General features: G+C 72.6%; 17 protein-coding genes and 1 pseudogene. 7 read left to right on the top strand and 11 right to left on the bottom strand.

Features of this window, described 5'->3' with window-relative positions; translation table 11 throughout:
- Positions 1 to 6 precede the first annotated feature (6 nt).
- Positions 7 to 2,385, bottom strand: a complete 2,379-nt coding sequence (locus tag ACGFR9_RS26800) for a SpoIIE family protein phosphatase (protein ID WP_393212926.1) — start codon at positions 2,383 to 2,385, stop codon at positions 7 to 9.
- Positions 2,386 to 2,618: 233 nt separating this feature from the next.
- Here ACGFR9_RS26800 and ACGFR9_RS26795 point away from each other — a divergent pair, with 233 nt between their 5' ends.
- The 4 genes from ACGFR9_RS26795 (at position 2,619) to ACGFR9_RS26780 (ending at position 7,582) form a co-directional block, all read left to right on the top strand.
- The gene (locus ACGFR9_RS26795) at positions 2,619 to 4,865 is read left to right on the top strand and encodes a glycoside hydrolase family 9 protein (protein ID WP_393212924.1); all 2,247 of its coding nucleotides are present in this window, start codon (positions 2,619 to 2,621) and stop codon (positions 4,863 to 4,865) included.
- A gap of 113 nt (positions 4,866 to 4,978) precedes the next feature.
- Positions 4,979 to 5,224 carry a hypothetical protein gene (locus tag ACGFR9_RS26790; protein ID WP_393212922.1) on the top strand — a complete coding sequence of 82 codons (246 nt, stop codon included), beginning with the start codon at positions 4,979 to 4,981 and terminating at the stop codon, positions 5,222 to 5,224.
- Positions 5,225 to 5,227: 3 nt separating this feature from the next.
- Positions 5,228 to 5,605, top strand: a complete 378-nt coding sequence (locus tag ACGFR9_RS26785) for a toxin Doc (protein ID WP_393212920.1) — start codon at positions 5,228 to 5,230, stop codon at positions 5,603 to 5,605.
- A 336-nt stretch (positions 5,606 to 5,941) separates the two neighbouring features.
- On the top strand, positions 5,942 to 7,582 hold the full coding sequence (locus ACGFR9_RS26780; protein WP_393212918.1) for an RICIN domain-containing protein: 1,641 nt from the start codon (positions 5,942 to 5,944) through the stop codon (positions 7,580 to 7,582).
- 130 nt (positions 7,583 to 7,712) lie between these two features.
- Here the strand turns inward: ACGFR9_RS26780 and ACGFR9_RS26775 are convergent, their stop codons facing one another.
- Complete coding sequence (locus ACGFR9_RS26775) at positions 7,713 to 8,882, bottom strand: lactate 2-monooxygenase (RefSeq protein ID WP_393212916.1); 1,170 nt, start codon at positions 8,880 to 8,882, stop codon at positions 7,713 to 7,715.
- Between the two features lie 421 nt (positions 8,883 to 9,303).
- Between ACGFR9_RS26775 and ACGFR9_RS26770 the strand changes: the two genes are divergently transcribed.
- Positions 9,304 to 9,738 (top strand): subtilase-type protease inhibitor, encoded by a 435-nt coding sequence (locus ACGFR9_RS26770; RefSeq protein ID WP_393212914.1) that lies wholly within the window; start codon positions 9,304 to 9,306, stop codon positions 9,736 to 9,738.
- 151 nt (positions 9,739 to 9,889) lie between these two features.
- On the opposite strand, the gene ACGFR9_RS26765 is transcribed toward ACGFR9_RS26770, so the two are convergent.
- The 3 genes from ACGFR9_RS26765 to ACGFR9_RS26755 are packed head-to-tail and all read right to left on the bottom strand — an operon-like array spanning position 9,890 to position 11,757.
- Entirely contained in the window at positions 9,890 to 10,087 is a 198-nt protein-coding gene (locus ACGFR9_RS26765; RefSeq protein ID WP_393212912.1) for a CDGSH iron-sulfur domain-containing protein, read from the bottom strand.
- Positions 10,068 to 10,721: a HemK2/MTQ2 family protein methyltransferase gene (locus ACGFR9_RS26760; protein ID WP_393212910.1), complete on the bottom strand. Its 654-nt coding sequence runs from the start codon at positions 10,719 to 10,721 to the stop codon at positions 10,068 to 10,070. The genes ACGFR9_RS26765 and ACGFR9_RS26760 overlap by 20 nt, the downstream gene beginning before the upstream one ends.
- Positions 10,722 to 10,743: 22 nt before the next feature.
- The gene (locus ACGFR9_RS26755) at positions 10,744 to 11,757 is read right to left on the bottom strand and encodes an iron-containing redox enzyme family protein (RefSeq protein WP_393212908.1); all 1,014 of its coding nucleotides are present in this window, start codon (positions 11,755 to 11,757) and stop codon (positions 10,744 to 10,746) included.
- A 77-nt stretch (positions 11,758 to 11,834) separates the two neighbouring features.
- Between ACGFR9_RS26755 and ACGFR9_RS26750 the strand changes: the two genes are divergently transcribed.
- Positions 11,835 to 12,443 carry a flavodoxin family protein gene (locus ACGFR9_RS26750; RefSeq protein WP_393212906.1) on the top strand — a complete coding sequence of 203 codons (609 nt, stop codon included), beginning with the start codon at positions 11,835 to 11,837 and terminating at the stop codon, positions 12,441 to 12,443.
- A 3-nt stretch (positions 12,444 to 12,446) separates the two neighbouring features.
- Here ACGFR9_RS26750 and ACGFR9_RS26745 read toward each other — a convergent pair whose 3' ends face one another.
- The 6 genes and pseudogenes from ACGFR9_RS26745 to ACGFR9_RS26720 all read right to left on the bottom strand — a co-directional run bounded on the left by ACGFR9_RS26745 (position 12,447) and on the right by ACGFR9_RS26720 (position 19,944).
- Positions 12,447 to 12,620, bottom strand: a complete 174-nt coding sequence (locus ACGFR9_RS26745) for a hypothetical protein (RefSeq protein ID WP_393212904.1) — start codon at positions 12,618 to 12,620, stop codon at positions 12,447 to 12,449.
- 28 nt (positions 12,621 to 12,648) lie between these two features.
- Positions 12,649 to 13,659 (bottom strand): annotated as a pseudogene (locus ACGFR9_RS26740) (Ppx/GppA family phosphatase).
- Positions 13,660 to 13,765: 106 nt separating this feature from the next.
- Positions 13,766 to 16,591, bottom strand: coding sequence for an NHLP bacteriocin export ABC transporter permease/ATPase subunit (locus ACGFR9_RS26735; RefSeq protein ID WP_393212903.1), 2,826 nt, complete (start codon positions 16,589 to 16,591; stop codon positions 13,766 to 13,768).
- Position 16,592: 1 nt separating this feature from the next.
- Entirely contained in the window at positions 16,593 to 18,815 is a 2,223-nt protein-coding gene (locus ACGFR9_RS26730; protein WP_393212901.1) for an NHLP family bacteriocin export ABC transporter peptidase/permease/ATPase subunit, read from the bottom strand.
- On the bottom strand, positions 18,812 to 19,618 hold the full coding sequence (locus ACGFR9_RS26725; RefSeq protein ID WP_393212899.1) for an HlyD family efflux transporter periplasmic adaptor subunit: 807 nt from the start codon (positions 19,616 to 19,618) through the stop codon (positions 18,812 to 18,814). The genes ACGFR9_RS26730 and ACGFR9_RS26725 overlap by 4 nt, the downstream gene beginning before the upstream one ends.
- 110 nt (positions 19,619 to 19,728) lie before the next feature.
- Positions 19,729 to 19,944, bottom strand: coding sequence for a hypothetical protein (locus ACGFR9_RS26720; RefSeq protein ID WP_030226648.1), 216 nt, complete (start codon positions 19,942 to 19,944; stop codon positions 19,729 to 19,731).
- A gap of 568 nt (positions 19,945 to 20,512) precedes the next feature.
- Here ACGFR9_RS26720 and ACGFR9_RS26715 point away from each other — a divergent pair.
- Positions 20,513 to 21,739 (top strand): S1 family peptidase, encoded by a 1,227-nt coding sequence (locus ACGFR9_RS26715; protein ID WP_393212897.1) that lies wholly within the window; start codon positions 20,513 to 20,515, stop codon positions 21,737 to 21,739.
- Positions 21,740 to 21,928: the final 189 nt, after the last annotated feature.

Here is a 21,928-nt window from a genome sequence, read left to right as displayed (position 1 = left end):
CCCCCGTCACATCTCGTCCACCAGGGCCAGTTCCGCCCAGATGGTCTTGCCGTCGGCGGTGTGCCTGCTGCCCCAGCGCTGGGTCAGCTGGGCGACCAGCAGCAGCCCCCGGCCGCCCTCGTCCCAGGTCTTCGCCCGGCGCAGATGCGGCGCCGTGTGGCTGGTGTCGGACACCTCGCAGATCAGCGTCGAGGCGTCGTGGATCAGCCGCAGCCTGATGGGCTGGGCGCCGTACCGGATGGCGTTGGTGACCAGCTCGCTCACCACCAGCTCCGCGGTGAACGACGCCTCGGTCAGCGCCCAGGTGCCCAACTGGTCGAGGACCTGCTTGCGGATGGGCGCGACCAGCGCCGGATCGGCGGGGATGTCCCAGGTGGCGACCTGCGCGGTCGGCAGTCCGTGGGTACGGGCCAGCAGCAGGGCCACGTCGTCCGTCGCACCGCCCGGCGACAGCACCGTGTTCAGTACCCGGTCGCAGGTCTCGTCGAGCGGGCCGGAGGCGCTGGACAGCGCCTCCCGGAGCAACGCGTGACCGGCCTCCGTGTCCCGCCCCCGGGACTCCACCAGACCGTCGGTGTAGAACGCCAGCACCGATTCGTCGGGCAGTTCCAGCTCGGCCGACTCGAACGGCAGCCCGCCCATGCCCAGCGGCGGCCCGGAGGGCAGTTCCAGATGCTGGGCCGGGCCGCCCGGCGCGATCAGCACCGGCGGGGGATGCCCCGCCCGCGACAGGGTGCAGCGCCGCGACACCGGGTCGTACACCGCGTACAGACAGGTCGCGCCGACCTCGCCCGAGCCGGGTTCGTCGCCCGACTCGTGCGACAGATGGAGCACCAGGTCGTCGAGGTGGGTGAGCAGTTCGTCGGGCGCGAGGTCGATGTCGGCGAGGGTGCGCACCGCCGTACGCAGCCGGCCCATGGTCGCCGACGCCTGGATACCGTGCCCGACGACCTCCCCGACCACCATGGCCACCCGCATCCCCGACAGCGGGATCACGTCGAACCAGTCGCCGCCCACGCCGGAGCGCGCGGCCGGCAGGTAGCGGGTGGCCGCCTCCACGGCGGCCGTGCGCGGCAGCGTGCGGGGGAGCAGGCTGCGCTGCAGCGCCAGGGTGGTCTCCCGCTCACGGGAGTAGCGGCGGGCGTTGTCGATGCACACGGCGGCGCGCGCGGTCACCTCCTCGGCCAGCAGCACATCGTCGTGGGTGAACGACTCCGGGCGGGCGTAGCGGGTGAAGGCGGCCACCCCGAGGGTCGTACCGCGCGCCTGGAGCGGCACGGACAGCATGGAGTGGACGCCGTACTCCCGGACCTGACGGGCGCGCGGTGCGTCCACCTCGAGCCAGGGGTCGAGATCACCGGAGGGCACCGACGCCACGACGCTGTGCCCCGCGAGCAGGGAGTCGGCCTGGGGCGCGGCGGCCGGATACACGACCAGCTCGCCCATCCGGGCGACCGCCTCGGGGTTGCCCGGTGTGAGCGACTGATGGGCGACCCGGCGCAGCGAAACCGGTGCGGTCAGCGGGCCGGTGGGCTCACCGCCGGGCTCCTCGGGCTCCAGCAGGTCCACGCTGACGAAGTCGGCGAGCGCGGGCACACACACCTCGGCCAGTTCCTGCGCCGTCCGGGTGATGTCCAGGGTGGTGCCGATCCGGATGCTGGCCTCGTTGACCAGCTGCAGCCGCTCCCGGGCCCGGTACTGCTCGGTGAAGTCGTGGGCCGTCACGCACACGCCCCGCGCCCGCCCCGACTCGTCGGTGAGCGGGGCGAGCCGGGCCAGCCAGGCGTGCGCGCGGCTCTCGCTGGTGGCCTTCATGTGCGTCTGCATCTCGTGCGGCCGGCCGGTACGCAGCGCCTGCCGCAACTGCCGCTCGAGCTCGGTGTGCTGTGGCCGGCCGCCGATGTCCGTGGGCCGCAGTCCGCGCAGATGGGAAGCCGGCAGCGCGAGCAGGTGCGCCATGGCGTCGTTGACCCCGCGCAGCCGCAGCTCCTCGTCGAAGACCATCGTGGCGCAGGGCGACTGGAACACGGCGGTGCGGACCAGCGGGTCGTCGGGGAGTTCCTGGTCGGTGTCCTCCAACGGGGTGACGGCGAGCCACTCGCCGGGGCCGCCGCCCGCCGGCTCCCGGTGGTGCGCGAGCACCCACACCGTGACGGTGCCGCCGTCACGGTGCCGCAGCGCGAGCGTGCCGCTCCAGCGGGCGACGGGCGGCCGCGACGGGCCCTGGACGCCGGCGAGCAGATCGGCGGCCGGCCGGCCGACGACCTCCTCGGCCCTGTGTCCCAGCAGCAGTCGCGCACCCTCGCTCCACCGCGCGAGCGTGCCGTCGGCGGCGATGACGGCCCGGGCCGTCACGGCATCGTCGAACGGGTCGTCCGGCCTCATCGTCGCCACTCCATCGCGCACACTCACCGTGAACCGGTGCATCGCCTGAGTTCCAGCCTAGTGGGTCCGCGCCCCACGCGGACTGCGAACCTCCGCTCGGGGTGACCCACACCAGTCCTGTCCCAACCGTTGACGGAGTGTCACACCTGCCACAACCATGGTCCGCGTACGGAGATGGGAGCGCTCCCAAAAACGCGCTCATACCCCCGCACCTCCCCAAGAGGAGCCCAGACGTGAACAGACGCAGAACCGCCGCTCTGCTGTCCCTGACCGGACTGCTGGCGACCGCGCTCACCGCGTTGCCCGCCACCCCGGCCGGGGCGGACGAGGTCGAGCAGGTCCGCAACGGCACCTTCGACAACGGCACCGACCCCTGGTGGGCCTCCGCCGGCGTCACCGCGGGCCCGTCCGACGGCCGCCTGTGCGCCGACGTCCCCGGCGGCACCGCCAACCGCTGGGACGCGGCCGTCGGCCAGAACGACATCACCCTGGTGAAGGGCGAGACGTACCGCTTCTCCTTCAGCGCCGCCGGCTCCCCCGCGGGCCATGTCGTACGGGCGATCGTCGGCCTCCAAGTGGAGCCGTACGACACCTACTACGAGGTGTCCCCGCAGGTCAGCGTCTCCGGGGACAGCTACTCGTACACCTTCACCTCGCCCGTGGACACCGCGCGGGGACAGGTCGGCTTCCAGCTCGGCGGGAGCGCCGACCCCTGGCGGTTCTGCGTGGACGACGTGTCCCTGCTCGGCGGGGTCGCCCCCGAGCCGTACGAGCCCGACACCGGGCCCCGCGTCCGCGTCAACCAGGTCGGTTATCTGCCCGCCGGGCCGAAGAACGCCACCCTGGTCACCGACGCCACCCAGCGGCTGCCCTGGCAGCTCAAGGACGACGCCGGCCGTGTCGTGCGGAAGGGCTGGACCCTACCGCGCGGCGTGGACGGCTCCTCCGGGCAGAACGTCCACTCCGTCGACTTCGGCGGACACCGGGGGCGCGGCACCGGCTACACCCTCGTCGTGGACGGCGAGACCAGCCGGCCCTTCGACATCGGCACCGGCGCCTACGAGCGGCTGCGGCTGGACTCGGCGAAGTACTACTACACCCAGCGCAGCGGCATCGAGATCCGCGACGACCTGCGCCCCGGCTACGCCCGCCCGGCCGGGCACGTGGACGTCGCCCCCAACCAGGGCGACGGCGCGGTGCCCTGCCGGCCCGGGGTCTGCGACTACACCCTCGACGTCACCGGCGGCTGGTACGACGCCGGCGACCACGGCAAGTACGTCGTCAACGGCGGCATCAGCACCTGGGAGGTGCTCAGCACCTACGAACGCGCGCGGCACGCCCGCACCGGCGAGGCGGACAGGCTCGGCGACGGCACGCTGGACATCCCGGAGAGCGGCAACAAGGTTCCCGACATCCTCGACGAGGCCCGCTGGGAGCTGGAGTTCCTGCTGAAGATGCAGGTCCCCGAGGGCGAACCGCTGGCCGGCATGGCCCACCACAAGATCCACGACGAGCAGTGGACCGGGCTGCCGCTGCTGCCCGGCGCCGACCCGCAGAAGCGCGAACTGCACGCGCCGAGCACCGCCGCCACCCTCAACCTCGCGGCCACGGCCGCCCAGGCGGCCCGGCTGTACCGCCCCTACGACAAGGAGTTCGCGGCCACCGCGCTGGCGGCGGCCCGCAAGGCCTGGACGGCGGCCCTCGCCCACCCGGACCTGCTCGCCGACCCGAACGACGGCATCGGCGGCGGTGCCTACAACGACGCCACCGTGGCCGACGAGTTCTACTGGGCGGCCGCCGAGCTGTACCTCACCACCGGAGAGCATGAGTTCAAGGAGTACGTGCTGAACTCCCCGGTGCACACCGCCGACATCTTCGGCCCGCTCGGCTTCGACTGGGCCCGCACCGCCGCGGCCGGCCGGCTCGACCTCGCCACCGTGCCCAGCCGGCTCCCCGGCCGGGACAAGGTCCGCCGCTCCGTCGTCCAGGGCGCCGACGGCTATCTGGCCACGCTGAAGGCCCACCCGTACGGCATGCCGTACGCGCCGGACGGCAACGTCTACGACTGGGGCTCCAGCCATCAGGTCCTCAACAACGCGGTCGTCCTCGCCACCGCCTACGACCTCACCGGCGCCGCGAAGTACCGGGACGGCGCACTGCAGAGCATGGACTACATCCTGGGCCGCAACGCCCTGAACATCTCGTACGTCACCGGCTACGGCGAGGTCAACGCGCACCGTCAGCACAGCCGCTGGTACGCGAACCAGCTCGACCCGAACCTGCCCGACCCGCCCGCCGGAACACTCTCCGGCGGACCCAACTCCAGCATCCAGGACCCGTTCGCCCAGTCGAAACTCCAGGGCTGCGTCGGCCAGTTCTGCTACATCGACGACATCCAGTCCTGGTCCACCAATGAACACACCATCAACTGGAACGCGGCGCTGACCCGCATGGCCTCCTTCGTGGCCGACCAGGGCTGACCCTGGGCGAAAGGGCCGGTGACCGCACGGTCACCGGCCCTTTCGGTACCCCTGCTCATATCGGTTGACCTGCGTGTATTTACGATTCAGTACCCGAGCGGTACCGTGAGGGCATGCCAGCTCTCAACGTGGAGTTCAGCGAGCGCGAGCTCGAGGACCTGCGGCAGATCGCCAAGGAACGTGGTACGTCCATGAAGGCGCTCGTACGGGAGGCGGCCGCCGCGGACATAGCCCGCCACCGCGCCCTCCAGGAGGGTGCCGAGGCATTCCGCCGGTTCTTCGCCTCCCACGCCGACGAGTTCGCCGCCGCCTTCCCCGACGACGAACCTCCCGCCGACGGCACCGGACGGGCCGCCTGACCGATGGCACCCGTGCTCCACATCGACGTGCCCTGGCTGCTCCAGCGGCACGAGGAGGTCCTCCCGGAGCAGCCCACCGTCAACGACTTCTCCGCCCTGGTCGCGGCCGTGGCCCGCCATCGCGTCGACCCGCCCCGGCCGGGCGTCGACTCCGATCCCGCCTGGCGGGCCGCGGCTCTGCTGCACACCCTCGTGGTGCTCCGTCCGCTGCCGTCGGCCAACGCCCGGTTCGCCTGCGCCACCGCCGTCGCCTACATGTTCGTCAGCGGGGCCGGCATCGACCCGCCCTACGGCGCCCTGGTCGATCTGGCGCGCGCCCTGATCTCCGGCGAGGCGGATGTCTACGCCGCCGCCGACCGGCTGCGGTCCTGGCGGATCTGAACCGGGCGCGGGGTGTCCGGGCCCGGAGGTGAACCCGGGAAAACCCCCGTCGAAAGGCGGGGCGACCACCCCGGACGGCGCTTCCTTTCTGACTTTTTGTCAACGCGACCCGGGTTGACCGGCCGCCTTGTTGGCCGAGCGCCGGTTGTGCGAGAGTGAGCCACCCGTGCGGGGGGTAAAGGCCGGGGCCGCACACGAGTTGACGCACCGGGTCCGATTCACCGCTGGTGAATTCGCACCCCCCGTTCCCCGCCAAAAAGGTATGCACCGACAGGGCTCCTTTTCGGTGACGGAAACCCTCGAATGTCACATGCGCTGTGGGAAGGAATCATCTCAGTGCACACCCCCCACCCCCCTCGACCTCCGTACCCGCCGCCCGGCGGGGACCCGGGGGAATCCGACGAGTTTCTCGCCGTCCGGTTGCGGGGCCGTCCGGACGGCGAGGCCGGCTACTCCGTCGCGCTGCTCACGGCACGGCACTGGCAGTCGATGCACGAGTACGCGGCCATCTGCCTGGCCACGTCGGGGCAGCTCGCCGCCACGGTCACCGCGGCCGCCCTGCACCGGGTGCTGGACCGGGTCGCCGTCGGCGAATCCGCCGTCGTACTCCGGCCGATGCTGCTGGTGGGCGTGCGGGACACGGTCCGGGAGTGGGCCGCGGACGATCGAATAGCCGGAGTTATGCCGGAGTTGCAGAAACCGGCGGGCGGACGCGGCATGCGCGCGGCCACGACCATGACTCCGGAAAACCGGACACTCGCCCAGCGGGCATTCCGGGCGCTGCCGGCGCGTACGCGCTGTTTGCTCTGGCATGCCGAGGTCGAGGCTGAGCCGATTTCCGTACCGGCCGGTCTGCTGGGCATCGACCCCGACATCGCGGCGGGCGCACTCGAACAAGCGCGGGACAAATTCCGTCAGGGTTGTGTCCACGCTCATCAGGAACTGGCACCGACCAAGGACTGCCGCTTCTACAACCGTCTGCTCGACGTCCCGATCCGGCGGGGTGGAGCCCTGTTGCCGGACGTACGGCAACATCTCGCGGAGTGCCGCTTCTGCCGGAACGCGGCCGAGCAACTCAGCCACTTCGAGGGCGGCCTGGGCCCGCTGATCGCCGAAGCGGTGCTCGGGTGGGGCGCGCGGCGCTATGTCGACTCACGCCCGGGGCGTGCGAGCGTCGGGCCGCGCGGGGGGCGTGCGGCCCGACGCCGGCGCCAGGGCGGCGACGGTCGGTCCGGCGGCGGCCGGCACCGGGTGCTGTCACGGATCCCGGTCCCCGCACGCTTTTCGGGCCTCACCCTTCCGGACCCGGTGCGCTCCACCAGGACCCTGCTGACCGGTATCGGCGCGGTGTCCGCCGGGGTGCTGGTGAGCGTGCTCATCGCCGGGTCCTCCACTCCGGACGGCGGTGCCACCGACCCGACGGGCACCACCGCGGCGGGAGGGCGCGCGGCCGTACCGTCCGCGTCCCCGCCCGGTGCCGCGGGGCTCCCCACGGCACCGGAGCGGACACGGTTGCGCAACATCGCCTCCGGCCTCTGCCTCGACACCCGGGGCGAGCCCCAGGACGGCTCCGGGACCCGGCTGGCGGACTGCACCTCGGCCTGGACCCAGCAGTGGACCTACGAGGAGGACGGGCTGCTGCGCAGCGTGGCCGACCCCGGTCTGTGCCTGGACTCGCACAAGGACGCCGGTGTCGTCGTCCTCGGCACCTGCCCCGACGCGGGCGACCGGCGGGGCGCCGACGTGCGCTACGACCTCACCGTGCAGGGCGAGTTGGTGCCCCGCTGGGACGTCCAGCTGGCCCTCACCCCGGCGACCCCTGACGCGAACGCCGACATCGTCGTCAAGGTACGCGACCGCACGGTGAACCAGCGCTGGACCCCCGAACCGGTCCGCTCCACCACGGGCTCCCTGTCCATCACCGGGACCCACACCCCGCCGGCCCGCCACGCAGGGCTCGCCGAACCGGTGACGTGACCCTCCCGCCGGGGCGGGGCCGTACGCGATGGCCCTGCTCCGGCCGACCGCCGTGTGCCGGGCGGAGCCGAACCGGCGGGACCCGCCACGCGGCCCCGGCCGGGCGGGGCCCCGGCTCGCGACGGGCCGGTCAGGACGTGACGTCCGTGAGGTCGGCCGGGCCGACGGCCGCCGGGGTGGCGTGGCCCGAGAGGGCCAGGGTGAGGTCGAGTTCCGCGAGGAGGCAGCGGATGACGTGTTCCACGCCCGCCTGGCCGTCGAGACCGAGCCCGTAGACGTACGGGCGTCCCAGCAGGACGGCCCGCGCGCCGAGGGCGAGCGCCTTGAAGACGTCGTCGCCGGTGCGCACCCCGCTGTCGAACAGCACGGTGAGCCGGTCGCCGACGGCCGCCGCCACACCGGGCAGCGCGTCCGCCGCCGCGATCGCCCCGGCCACCTGCCGGCCGCCGTGGTTGGACACCACCACGCCGTCCATCCCGGCGTCCGCCGCGAGCCGGGCGTCGTCGGGGTGCAGCACCCCCTTGAGGACGATCGGGCCGTCCCAGTTCTCCCGCAGGAACGCCAGGTCCGGCCACGACTTGGCCGGGTCCGCGAACATGCCGACGAAGTGCATCACCGCCGCGTTCGGATCCTGGTGCACCGGCTTGGCCAGCCCCGCCCGGAACGCCGGGTCGGAGAAGTAGTTCGCGGTGCCCACACCGTGCAGGAACGGCAGATACGCCTGGTCCAGATCGCGCGGGCGCCAGGACAGCAGGGGAGTGTCGAGCGTGACCACGAGCGCCGTGAACCCGGCGGCCCTCGCCCGGCCCAGGAAGCTCCGGGCCACCTCCACGTCCTTCGGCCAGTACAGCTGGAACCAGCGTTCCGCCTCGCCCATCGCCTCCGCGACCTGCTCCATCGGAGTGCTGGACGCGGACGACAGCACGAACGGAACGCCCTGCGCGGCCGCCGCCCGCGCGGCGGCCGGCTCGGCGTCCGGATGCATGATCGACAGCACCCCGACCGGCGCCAGCGCCAGCGGCGCCGGCAGCGAACGGCCCAGAACCTCGACCGACAGATCCCGTTCGTGCACGTCCCGCAGCATGCGCGGCACGATCCGACGGCGTGCGAGTGCGGCCCGGTTGGCGCGGGCGGTACTGCCGTCGCCGGCGGAACCGGCGACGTACCCGACCGGCCCGGGTCCCAGCCGCCGCTCGGTCAGCTCCTCCAACCGGGTCAGATCGGTCGGCAGCCGGGGCACGGCCCCTGTCATCCCGTTGAGATAGATCTCGTACTGGAAGTCGCCCCAGTGCTTCGCCATCCGTCCCGCCTCGTCTCCTCGCGTCACGCCGTCCCGCGCATACTGGCCGGTATGTACAGGGCACGTCCAGCGCCGGGGGCCGTGATCGGGTCGTCGCGGGGCGTTCCCATGAACACAAGGCGTCGACGAACGGTCTGCCGAGAACGGAATCGGAATGTTTCAGGCCGATTGCGGAGCGGCCGCATTCCGGCCATCTGGCCACATCGCGTGCCCCGCTTCCGTGCGGTTCCTGGGCGCACCGCTCCGGCTTCCGTGACTTCACGCCACTGATTCAACACGCAATGTTACCGAAACCCGCATGCCCGAGGTGAAGTTCCGGCGCCGACTCGGCAGACTCCGGCACGCCGGTTCGGCACCGACCGAGCACGAGCCGGCGACTCGTCGACATCGACCCGTCGACACGAGCGGAAGGATGCACACAATGCGGAACACCGCGCGCTGGGCCGCCACCCTCGGCCTCACGGCCGCCGCCGTCTGCGCACCCCTGTCCGGGGCGGCGCTGGCCGCTCCGGGAACCGCCCCGTCCGCGCTCTACGCCCCGTCGGCCCTGGTGCTCACCGTGGGCCACGGCGAGAGCGCGCCGACCGTCACGCCGGAACGCGCGGTCACCCTGACCTGTGCCCCGGGATCGTCGGGCACCCATCCGGCCGCGGGGGCGGCCTGTGCGGAGCTGGCCGGCGTCGGCGGCGACCCCGCCGCCCTGACGATGAGAGAGGGCACCTTCTGCACCAAGGAGTACGCCCCGGTCCTCGTCACCGTCGACGGGGTCTGGCGGGGGCAGCGCGTCTCCTACGAGCGGGTCTTCCCCAACGAGTGCGTGATGAACGCTCACGGTCCGAGCGTCTTCGCGTTCTGAGACCGGGATCGCACGGTTCCCGTGACCGCGTGGCGGCCGGCGGATTGGGGAGTGCCGGCCCTCCCGCGGAACGTGCGGTCTCGTGCAAGGAGGCCGGCGGGCGGAGTGGGGCCGCCCGCCGGCCTCCGGGCTGTTCACGGACCCTGCCCGCTCAGGCCCGGTCCCGGTGACTGGTGTCGCACCACGGATAGCGGCGGCTGCGGCGGCAGGTGCACAGAGCCACCCGGAAGCGGTCGGAGGCGACGACCGTGCCGTCCTCCAGCTCGACCTCGACCGGCCCCTCCACCAGCAGCGGCCCCTTGCGCCGTACGGTGAGGCGTCGCGGGGTGTCAGACGGGGAGTTCGGCACGGATCACCACCAGCTCCTCCTTGTCGTCGGCCGCGGTGAGCAGTCCCCGCTCCCGCAGCCAGCCCTCCCTGCCTCGCACCACCGGGCCGAAGGCGATGTGCCGGCGCCGGATCACCGCGGCCTTCATCCCGGCCTCCCGCAGCCGCCCGACCGTCGGGCCGGGGCCGCTGAGCGCCGACTGCACCAGCAGCAGCACCCCGCCCGTCCGCAGCAGCGCGGGCGCCTCCCGGCAGATCCGGTCCAGGACCAGCCGCCCGTCGCCGCCCGCGTCCCAGGCACGGGCCGCACCACGCGGCGGCGTACCGCGGCCGGGCGCCGGAACGTACGGCGGATTGGCGAGGATCAGGTCGTACGACTCACCCCGCACGGGCGCGAACAGATTGCCGCGCCGCACCCGGACCGGAACACCGGCCCGCAGCGCGTTCACCCGCGCCGTGCACACCGCGCGCCGGGACACGTCGACCGCGGTCACCCGGCAGCCGCGCCTGGCGGCCTCCACCGCCAGTGCGCCGGATCCCGTTCCCACGTCGAGCACACGCGCACCCGGCGGGACGGGCTCGTCGGACAGGGCACCGGCCAGCAGCTCGGTGTCCTCCTGAGGGGCGTACACGCCCGGTGGTGCCAGTGGATTCACAAACCGCCGGGTACCCCCGCGATCAGGAGATATGGGTGAACTCCCGTGACAAAGGAGTCCGCAGTGACGACCGGCCGGCGCCCCAGTCCGCGAGCAGCCGCCCGCCCAGCAGGTCCTCGGTGAACACGGTGGCGTCGACACCGAAGGCGACGTCCGCCTCCAGCCACGGCTCCTCCTCCAGCAGACCGGCCACGACCTCGTGCCGCACCACCTGCTCGTGCACCGCGTCAGCCTCCACGTGCTCGTCGTAGAAGTGCTCGGCGGCGGGACCCGCGCCCGTCCGGCGCATCGCCTCGGCGAGTCGCCGGGAGCCCGGCGAGGAGGTGATCTCGACCGTCGCGAAGTGCCCCACCAACGCGCCCCTGAGGGAGCGGTGCAGGCCGAAGAGGGACATCAGGTTCACCGTCACGAGCTGCTCGGCGCAGGCCGCGTCCAGATAGCGGCCGTACGCCGTGTCCAGGCCCAGGTCCGCCATCAGGCCGGCGAACAGACGGGCGTGCACGCGGTCGGCGCGGCCGCCGCCGTACTCGTCGAACTCCACCGCGGCCATCGCCGCCTTGGCACGCCCCCACAGCCTGGGCAGCACCCAGGCGTGCGGGTCGGCCTCCTTGAGGTGGTAGAGGGACCGCTGGGCGGCGTACTCACGGATCTGCCACAGCTCGCCCTCGTCGCGCAGGAAGTGGCTGACTCCGGTGCCGTCCACCGGCTCGACCAGGATCCCGGCGAACGCCTCCTCGACGCCGTGGTGCCGCCGGGCGTCGGCACGCAAGGCGTCGAGGAAACGCTCCTCCAGGGCGGCCCGGAAACCCAGCAGCTCCGGGTCCCATTCGAGATCCGCCGCCGCGTCCGCGAATCCGCGGTAGTGCAGCTCGTAACAGAGATAGAGGGCGAGCTGCAGGTCGTCGCCGTACACGGGGGCGGCGGCGATCCCGTCGTACGGAGGCAGCGGGCCGTCACCGCGCAGCCGCTCCACGACGCCGCCGCTCAGGGGCCCGCGCGGGGCGGGCAGCCGGGGTTCCTCACGGGGGTGTTCCATGCCGTCCGGGTACCCGGACGGCGCACGGGCACCCCCGCCGGCGTGCGGCCCGCCACACACGGGGTACTCCCTGCCCCATGAAGGCACTAGTGATCAACTGCACCCTCAAGAAGTCACCGGAGACCTCCAACACGGAGGCGCTGTTCCGGACCGTCACCGAGCAACTGGAGAAGGACGGGGTGGCGGTCGACGTCGTCCGCGCGGTGGACCTGGACATCGCCCCGGGCGTGGTCAGCGAGGCCGTACACGACGGCGACGACTGGCCGGGCGTCCACGAGCGGCTCCTCGCCGCCGACATCCTCGTCATCGCCTCGCCGACCTGGCTCGGCCAGCCGTCGTCGGTCGCCAAGAGGGTGCTGGAGCGGATGGACGCCATGCTGTCCGAGACGGACGACGACGGCCGTCCGGTCGCCTACAACCGGGTCGCGGGCGTCGTCGTCACCGGCAACGAGGACGGGGCGCACCATGTGATCAGTGAGATCACCGGCGGTCTGCAGGACATCGGCTACACCATCCCCGGCCAGGCCTGGACCTACTGGAACCAGGGCCCCGGCCCCGGACCGAGCTTCCTCGAGGGCGGCAGCGGCCACGACTGGTCCCGCAGGACGGGCCGGGCGATGGCCGCGAACCTGCTGGGCGTCGCGCGGGCCCTGGCGGCCCGCCCGCTGGGCCCGCCCCCGCAGTGAGTCCTACGGATCCCCCTGGGACTCCTCCTGGGCCTCCGTGTTCGGGGTGACGGCCTCCCCGGCCTCACCCCGGTCGTGGCCGGCGGCCTCGGCGGTGCGCCGCTCGGCCTCCTCGACCTCGCGCAGCACCTCCTCGACGGCCGTCCGCGGCTCCTCGCGGTCCTCCTGCTCGGACACGGGCTCTTCCTCTCGTCGTCCGTCCGGGTCAACCACGTGCGGCGGCGATGCGCAGCGGTACGGGCTCGGCGGCCGCCGTGTCCTTCTCGCTCAGGCGGGCGATCTCCGCCCACCAGGACGGGCCGTCCTCGAGGTGGCGCAGCAGTACGCCCTCACGCAGCGCCCAGGGGCAGATCGTCACCGTCCGCAGACCGGTCAGTTTCATCACGGTGTGCCCCACCACCGCGCCCGCCAGACTCTGCGCGGCTCGCGGCGCGGAGATGCCGGGCAGCCGGGCGCGGTCGGCCGCGGGCAGCGCGGCCAGCCGGTCGACCGCCCCGCGCAGGTCCGCGCAGGACAACTCCCGCTCCACGAAGGGCCCGTACCGTCCCGGCGCGGCCCCGCACAGCCGGGCCAGCTGCTGGAAGGTGCGGGAGGTGGCGACCGCCGTGCGGGGCCCCTCCCAGCGGATCCGGGCCGCCACGTCCCGCAGCTGGTGCCGTACCCGGCGGCGCAGCGCCCGTACCTGCTCGGGGGTGGGGAGTTTCGTGTCCGCGAACTACTCGTGGGTGAGCCGGCCCGCCCCCAGCGGCAGCGAGGCCACGAAGTCCGGCAGCCGGCCGCGCCCGAAGGCGACCTCCAGCGAACCCCCGCCGATATCCACCAGCGCCAGCGGCCCACACCGCCACCCCATCCAGCGCCGGGCGCCGAGGAAGGTGAGCTCGGCCTCCACCTCGCCGGGCAGGGTGCACAGATCGACGCCGGCCCGGTCACGGACCGTGCGCAGAACCTCCTGCCGGTTCGGGGCGCCTCGCACCACGGCGGTCGCGAACGCCAGGGGGGACGACGCGCCCCACCGCGCGGCGGTCCTGTCCGCCGCCACGACCGCCTCCACCAGCCGCTCCACCGCCTCCTGGGGGACCGGCCTTCCGGGCGTGACCTGATCGGACAGCCTGAGCGGCCACTTCGCCGTGTGCACCGGCAGGGGCGCCCCGCCCGCCGTGTCCGCCACGACGAGTCTGACGGTCTTCGATCCGACATCCATCACGCTGGTCCGCATGGCCCGTGGGTACCCACTTACCGCGCGGATCAACGGACGGTGGCGCGCATACGACGAAGAAGCGCCCAGGTGTGACCGGACGGTGACCGGTCGCCGGCGTCCCGGTTCACGCCAGCTGTCGTCGCACCAGTTCGTGCAGCCGCCCGCCGGTGTCCGCCAGGAGCAGTCCGGGCGGCCCCTGCTGGACCACCTTCCCCGCCTCCATCACCACGACCCGGTCCGCGTCCAGCACCGTCGACAGCCGGTGCGCGATGACGATCCGGGTCGCCTCCAGGGCCTTGGTGCTCTCGATCACCGTGCGCTGCGTCTCGTTGTCCAGGGCGCTCGTCGCCTCGTCGAAGAAGAGGATCCGCGGCCGGCGGATCAGCGCCTGCGCGATCATCAGCCGCTGCCGCTGCCCCCCGGAGACGGCGCCGCTGCCGGAGACGATGGTGTGCAGTCCCATCGGCATCCGCCTGATGTCCTCGGCCAGCCCCGCCATCTCCGCCGCCGCCATCGCCTCCTCGGGCGTGTACGGCTCGGTGCCGCAGATGACGTCCAGGACGGAGCCGGTGAACGGCTGCGCGTGCTGGAGCACCACACCGCACTGGCGGCGCACCGCCGACTGGTCCAGCGCTGCCAGGTCCTGGCCGTCGTACAGCACACTGCCCGAGACCGGACGGTCGAAGCCGATCAGCAGCCGCAGCAGTGTGGACTTGCCGCAGCCGCTCGGGCCGACGACCGCGACGAACTCGCCCGGCCGCGCCTCGAACGACACGTCGTCCAGGACCAGCGGCCCGTCGTCGGAGTAGCGGAACGACAGCCGCCGCGCCTCCACCGCCCCGGACAGCGGACCCGGCCGGGTGCTCGCCGTCCGCACCTCGGGCAGGGCGTCCAGCACCGGCCTGATCTGCTCGAACAGCGGCAGCGCGGCGACCCCGGAGACGAACGCGCCGGTCAGCTGGGTGACCGAGGTCAGGACCATCGTCACCGACGTGTTGAAGGTGAGGAACTCCGCCGCCGTCATGGAGCCGCGTGCCGGTCCGGCCAGCAGCATGAACATCGACAGCGTCACCAGCGGCAGATATACCGCGCCGAGGACGGCCGTGAGGTTCCTGATCCGGCCGGCCTTCTGCTGCAGCTCGCGACTGCGGGCGAACTCCGACGCCCACGCGGCGTACGCGTAGTTCTCCGCCGCCGCCACCCGCAGTTTCGGCAGCCCACGCAGGGTCTGGAAGGCCTGGTTGTTCAGTTTGTTGCTGAGCACCACCAGACGGCGCTGCCAGCGCACCTGCCACAGCCCGAGCGCCAGGAACACCCCCGCGATCACGACCAGCATCCCGAGCGCGGCCAGCGCCATCGGCACGCTGAACCACAGCAGCAGCCCCAGATTCACCGCGCCGACGGTGACGGACTGCGCCACCGTCGGGCCGACCCCGGCCAGCATCCGGCGGATCGCGCTGATGCCCATCGCCGCGCTCGCCAGCTCACCGGTCGAACGCTCGGTGAAGAACGTGGTCGGCAGCCGCAGCAGCCTGTCCCACACGGCCGGCTGCAGCGTCGCCTCCACCCGGCCCTCCAGCCGCAGCAGGGTGAGGTTCTGCAGCAGCATGAACGCGGCCGCCACCACACTGCTCAGCATGACCGCGAGACACACCTGCACGATCAGCCCGGTCTGCGCCTTCGGCACGAACTCGCCGAGCACCCTGCCGGTCGCCAGGGGCACCAGCGCGCCGATCGCCACGGTCACCAGTCCGCTCAGCAGCAGACCGGTCAGATCACCGCGCGTCCCCGACATGCAGAACCGCACCAGCCCGAGCGGGCTCAGCCGCCGCTCGGGCAGCGGACGGTAGAACATCACCGCGCGCGGCTCGAACTCCTCCGCGTTCGCCTTCTCGACCGGCGTCTCACGGCCGGTCGCCGGATGCACCGCCACATAGCCGCCGCGCCGCCACAGCAGCGCCACCGGCGCCCCCGACAGGGCCCGGTGTCCCACCAGCGGACCGACGTCGTCCCGCCACCAGTGCCCGTCCAGCCGTACGACACGGGTGCGCAGCCGAGACGCCAGGGCGACCTGCTCCACCGGATCCAGCCGGTCCCCGCCGGTCCCGGACTGCGCGGGCGCGGCGAGCGTGATGCCGGCCGCCCGCGCCACCAGCCGGCAGGCCGCGTACGTGGCGTCCGCGTCGGCCGCCGTGGTGCGCTGCCCCGACCGCTTGCCGATCGCCGCCAGCAGCGTCCGGTCGGCCTGGGCGCGGACCGCCTCACCCGCCGCGATGCCTTCCGCGGTCCGTGTCTCGTGGGTGTGCTCCAGCTGCTCGATCCACCGGTCCAGGGTGGTCATCAGCCGGTACTGCTGGTCGACCATGCTCTGCCACAGCGCCGGGTCCATCAGCAGATCGGCCGCCGCCTCCGCCCCGTACAGCGAGCCGTACTGCACACTGCCGGGCGGCACCTGCATCCAGAACACGTCGTCGTCGCTGGGCGCCGTGGCCCGCTCGGCCGCCATCGGGGCCTGGAACAGCACCGCCAGACTCCGGCCCACCCCGAGCGCCAGCGCGTACTCCAGCGGGCTCGTCGTCGGCGGCACGTACTGCGGATTGCCGTACTCGTCGTACGACCAGGTCTGCGTACTCGCCGGCTGGTACAGCTCGCGCAGTCCGACGCGGTGCACCACACAGTCCCGCAGCGGACGCGCCACCAGCGTGTGCGCCGGACCCGCCACCGGGCCCAGCACCAGCGAACCCGCCTCCAGCCGGCCCAGATGGTGCCAGTGCCCCTGCCGCTCGGCGTCGACCGCGAACAGGTCCACGGCGCCGGACGCGATCAGCCACAGCACCTGCGGCCCCTCCAGGTCCAGCCGGCCGAACCCGGAGCAGTCGATCGGTGTGCCCAGCGATCCGAGCGCCCCCAGGACGAGATCGCCGCCCTGGCCCTCGTGCACGGCCGTCATCTCATCGCTCCCTGACCAGTGCCGCGTACGCCCCACCGCGCGCCACCAGCTCCTCGTGCCGTCCGCGCTCCACGACCGTGCCGTGGTCCAGGACGACGATCTCGTCGCTGTCGCGCACCGTGCTCAGCCGGTGTGCGATCACCACACAGGCACATCCGCGCCGGCGCAGGTTGTCCATCACCACCAGTTCGGTCTCCGCGTCCAGGGCGCTGGTCACCTCGTCCAGCACCAGGATGCTGGGCCGGCGCACCAGCGCCCGCGCGATCTCCAGGCGCTGGCGCTGCCCGCCGGAGAAGTTCCGGCCGTCCTGCTCGACCGGGCTGTGGATGCCGCCGGGACGGCGCCGGATCACGTCGTACAGGGCCGCGTCCTCGAGCGCCTCCACCACGGCCTCGTCCGGGACCGACGGATCCCACAGCGCCACGTTGTCGCGGACGGTGCCCTCGAACAGGAACACCTCCTGGTCGACGAAGGAGACGGACGCGGCCAGCGCCCCGCGCGCGATGTCCTCGATGCGCTGCCCGTCGATCCGGATCACGCCCTCCCACGGTGTGTACAGCCCGGAGAGCAGCCGGGACACCGTGGACTTGCCGCTGCCCGAGCCGCCCACCAGCGCCACCTGCTGCCCGGGACCCACGGTCAGGTCGAAGCCGGTCAGCAGCGGCTTGTCCAGCGGGTTGTAGCCGAAGGCGAGGTTCTGCAGCTCGACATGGCCGTGCAGCCGGCGTGTCGACTCCCCGGCGCCCGGACGGCCGTAGAGCGGGTCGGCCTGAAAGTTCTCCACGTCCTTCAGCCGGGCCACGTCCGCGGCGAAGTCCTGGATCCGGCCCGCGACCCCGTTGAGCCGCGTCAGCGGGGCGGTGAACCGGGCGACCAGCGCCTGGAACGCGACCAGCAGACCGACCGTGATGTGCCCCTCGACCGCCCGCATGCCCCCGATCCACAGGATCAGCGCGCTGTTGAGCGTGGCGAGCGTCGGCGCGACGACACCGAGCCAGGCGCTCGGCACACCGAGCCGCTGCTGCTCCTCCAGCGTGGTGGCGTGCTGCCCCGCCCACTTGCGGAAGTAGCCGTCCTCCCCGCCGGTCGCCTTCAGCGTCTCGATCAACTGCAGTCCGGTGTACGCCGTGTTGGTGAGCCGTGCGTTGTCCGCGCGCAGTTTCGCCGTACGGGTGGCCCGCAGCCGGATCACGATCCGCATGGCGACGATGTTCAGGAGCGCCACACCGATGCCGACGAACGTCAGCTGCGGGTCGTACGTGTACAGCAGCACCGCGTACAGCACGACCACCACCGCGTCCACGCCCGCCGCCGACAGATCGCGGGCCAGCGTCTCGGCCACCGCGTCGTTCGACTGCAGCCGCTGCACCAGGTCGGCCGGGCTGCGCTGGGCGAAGAACGTCACCGGCAGCCGCAGCAGATGGCGCAGGAAACGGGCGCTGGACAGGGTGGAGGAGATGAGGCGGCCGCGCAGCAGATTGCCCTGTTGGAGCCAGGTCAGCACCAGAGTGAGCAGGACGCACGCGCCCATCGACGTGAACAGCACGCCGAGCATCGAGGTACGGCCGCCGATCAGGAACTCGTCGATGAAGGTGCGGCTGAGGCCCGGCACCGCCGCCCCGACCGCCACCAGCAGCAGACTCGACAGCACCACCGCCGGCATGGTGCCCGCCGTGCCGCGCAGCCGGGCCGGCATCGCGCCGAGCACACCCGGCTTGCGGCCGCCGCGGCTGAAGTCCTCCCCGGGCTCCATCACCAGCACCACGCCGGTGAAGCTGCCGTCGAACTCCTCCAGCGGGACGAACCGCCGTCCCTTGCCCGGGTCGTTGATGTACACGCCGCGCCGGCCGAAGCGGCGGCCCATGCCGTCGTAGACGACGTAGTGGTTGAACTCCCAGAACAGGACGGCCGGCGACGTCACCTCGGCGAGGGCCGCCAGATCCATCTGCATGCCCTTGGCGGTGAGCCCGTAACCGCGGGCCGCCTTCAGCAGGTTGCTGGCGCGCGAGCCGTCCCGCGAGACACCGCAGGCGATCCGCAGCTCCTCCAGCGGGACATGGCGGCCGTAGTGGCCGAGCACCATCGCGAGCGAGGCGGCGCCGCACTCCACCGCCTCCATCTGCAGCACGGTGGGCGTACGGACCGTCTTCGCACGGGACTTGGGCACGGTGCGCTTCGGCGGGGCCGCACGGCGTCTGCCGCGGGTCTCCTGGGCGGTGGTCACGGGAGCAGCCAATCGACGGGACGCTGGTCGGCCAGCCGGATCGAACCCGTGGCCAGGGTCATCGAGGTCAGGGCGAACGGCGGGCCGTCCGCCGACGACCAGGCGTAGCCGCTCTCGGTGCCGGACGACTTCTCCAGCTCCACCGTGACCGCCACCGGCCGGCCCTCCTGGGTGAACTGCTCACCGAGCTGGGCGTCCCCGAGGAACGCGGCGATCTGCTGCGCGGACTGCGCCGAGCGGTCGACCGACTTCACCTTCCCGTGCAGGACGCCGTACTCCTGGCTCGGCACCGACTGCACGGTCAGGTCGACGGAGGCGTGCGCGGGAATGCCGGCGGCGCTCTCGGCGGGAACGTACACCGTCGCGTAGAGCGGGGACCTGGAGCCGGCGACCTTCTCCACGGCGGCGACGTTCGCGCCGGTGGAGATGATCTGCCCGGTGCTGGCGGCGAGCGCGGTGACCCGGCCCGCGTCGAGGGTGCGGACGACCTCGTCGCCGTCCCCGGTACGGACCTTGAGGACGGGGGCGCCGGCGGGCAGCCGCGCCCCCTCCTTCGCGAGGACGGCGGTGACCTGGCCGGCGACGGGGCTCTGCAGGACGTAACTGCCCTGTCCGTACGTGAGGACGGCGGGCGCGCCGACCGTCGAGGTCACCGAGCCGGTCAGCGCCCATACGGAGGCGGCCGCCATGGCGACCACCGTCACGGACAGCACCAGCCAGCCCTGCGGGCGCGCGAACCGCACCGGGAGGTCGAGTTCCTCCGGCGACTGGAGCTTGGCGAGGGCCTGTTGGCGGAACTGCACGAGTCTTCCCTCACCTGCGTGAACTCTGCGGGCAACTCAAGGGACGTGTACGCACCGCGGAGTCCCGGAGCCGGGGGGCGGCTCCGGGACTCAGTGGCACAAGGGCGCGATCAGAGACCGGCGACCAGGTTCGTCACCGGGGCGGTGTTCAGACCGGTGACACCCTCGACGGTGCCGACGACCGTGTCGACCAGGCCGGAGACCGGGGCGATACCGTCCACCGCGCCCGTGATGCTGTTCACGGCGTTCAGGGACAGGCCGCCGGAGACGTTGTCGAGGTCGGCGTCGGAGATCTCGACGGTCTCGACCTGGGGGGTGGAGTTCATGATGGAACTTCCCTTCGTATGGGTATGTCACAAGGGGGAGCGACCCCCTCCGTGGGGACGGATGAAGGCCGCGACCGCGGGCGCCGGACGCCCGTCGCCGGAAACCCGGAACGGCCCTGCGGTGCGATGGATCAAAGCACGCGGCGAGCCCGGGCTTCCAATCAACCAAACGCCTCACCAGGCAACTTGTGCCGTGCGCGGGCCCAAGCGTGCAGACGCGGGCACGGCGCGGGGGCGACTTCTTCACATGCCCCACCGCATCGCCCCGTCCCGCCACTTGCGCCCCGGCGAACGGAATCCGGCACACCGGCCCCAAAGGCGTACCCCGGTCGGCCGGCCTGTGGACGAATCCCGGCTCCGGTGACCGGGTTGGGCATTCGCTGTGCAGATTCACCGAAGCCGGGATTCCGCCACGGGTGCGCGACCGAGCGTGCCGGTCCGATGACCCTCCGTGAAGGTCCGGCGGGATTGAACGCCTCCCACGGCGCCTGCGTACCAACAGCCATCCAGGCGCCCCACAGCTGCCGGACACCGGCACGACTCCGGTCCCCCCAGGAGGTCGAGAAGTTTGAGTCACAAGCGAATCCCGAAGCGCAAGGCCGCGATAGCGGTGGGCTCAGTGGTGGCGCTCGGCGCCGCCGCGCTCCTGCTCCCCCACGCGAACGCCTCCCAGGACGGCGCGTCGGACGGCGCCTCCGCGACGCCGAGGACCCTCAAGGCGGGCGATGCCTCGGATCTCGCCTCGCAGCTCGCCGGGCTCCTCGGCGACGCGTTCGCCGGCTCCTACTACGACGGCGACAGCAAGCAGCTCGTCGTGAACGTCGTGGCGGGCGACGACAACAACGTCGTCGTGCAGGCCGAGAAGGCCGGTGCCGCCGTCCGCGAGGTCGACAACAGCATGGCCGAACTGGAGGCCGGAGCGCAGACGCTGAAGACGGAGGCGACCATCCCGGGCACCTCCTGGGCGGTCGACCCGCGCACCAACAAGATCCTCGTCACCGCGGACAGCACGGTGACCGGCGACAAGTGGAACCAGCTGGAATCCACCGTCGAGGGCCTCGGCTCCGGCATGGCGACCATCAAGAAGTCCGAGGGCACCTTCAGAACGTTCGCGTCGGGCGGTGACGCCATCTTCTCCGGCGGTGCGCGCTGCTCGCTCGGGTTCAACGTCACCGCCGGTGACGGCAGTCCGGCGTTCCTGACGGCCGGTCACTGCGGGGTCGCGGCCGAGCAGTGGTCCGACGCGCAGGGTGGTCAGCCGATCGCCACCGTCGACCAGGCGGTCTTCCCCGGCACGGGCGACTTCGCGCTCGTGCGGTACGACGATCCCGCGACGGTCGCGCCCAGCGAGGTGAACCTCGGGGAGCAGACCCTCGCGATCTCGCAGGCGGCGGAGGCGACCGTGGGGCAGGAGGTGTTCCGGATGGGGAGCACGACCGGGCTCTCCGACGGGCAGGTGCTCGGGCTGAACGCGACGGTGAACTATCCGGAAGGGACCGTTACCGGGCTGATCCAGACGAATGTCTGTGCGGAGCCCGGGGACAGCGGCGGGTCGATGTTCACCCGGGACGGGCTGGCGGTCGGGCTGACCTCGGGGGGCAGCGGTGACTGCACTGTGGGGGGTGAGACCTTCTTCCAGCCGGTGACCACCGCGTTGGAGGCGGTGGGGGCGTCGCTCGGTGAGGCCGGTGCCGGTGACGCCGGGGCCGGTGATGGCCAGGAGGCCGGCGGTGAGGACGCCGGTGCGGGTGGTCAGGGCGCGGGGGAGGAGTCCGCGGTGAGCGGGGCGCACTGACGCGTGCCTTCGCGGCCCCGGGTCCGCCGTTGTGGCGGGACCGGGGCCGTCGGCTGTTCTGGTGGGGTGGGGGTCCCTGAGGAGTTTCGCCCCCGCCGCCCTTTCCCTTCCCGTCCCTGGGGGCTCCGCCCCCAGACCCCCGTTCGCGCCGTTCCCCGCGCCCCTTCGGCCGCTGTTCCTTCGCGCCCG

The organism is Streptomyces sp. NPDC048584, from assembly GCF_043199595.1.
Classification (GTDB): Bacteria; Actinomycetota; Actinomycetes; order Streptomycetales; family Streptomycetaceae; genus Streptomyces; species Streptomyces edwardsiae.
This window is presented reverse-complemented; position numbering and strand designations above follow the sequence as displayed.